The sequence below is a fragment of the Leifsonia sp. SIMBA_070 genome (assembly GCF_046534635.1).
Lineage (GTDB): Bacteria > Actinomycetota > Actinomycetes > Actinomycetales > Microbacteriaceae > Leifsonia.
This window is the reverse complement of sequence record NZ_JAWRYK010000108.1, coordinates 1-328: the sequence shown is the minus strand read 5'-3', so window position 1 is coordinate 328 and position 328 is coordinate 1. Positions and strand designations below refer to the sequence as shown.

Sequence of the window (328 nt, the reverse complement as noted above, 5' to 3'; positions counted from 1 at the left end):
CCGCCGGTGTCATGGCGAACCCGAAGGTCGTGAACGGATCCGACCTGCCCCGCGAGCCCCGTGGCCGCATCACGACGCAGGCCGACCTGCGCGTGGTCGACGCGGACGGCAACGTCGTCGCGGGCGCCTGGGCCGCTGGTGACATCGCGGCCGTTCCGGACAAGACCGGTGGCCTGCCCGACGGGACCTGCGTGCCGAACGCCCAGCACGCTGTGCGTCAGGCCAAGCGTCTCGCGAAGAACCTCGTCGCCGTCATTCGTGGCGAGCAGACGGTCGACTACTTCCACAAGAACCTCGGCGCCGTCGCCGGCCTCGGCATCGGCCACGG

1 pseudogene is annotated in these 328 nt (G+C 71.3%); it reads left to right on the top strand.

The features are described 5' to 3' along the window. A pseudogene (locus SB754_RS19615) lies at positions 1-328 on the top strand (NAD(P)/FAD-dependent oxidoreductase); the annotation flags it as partial.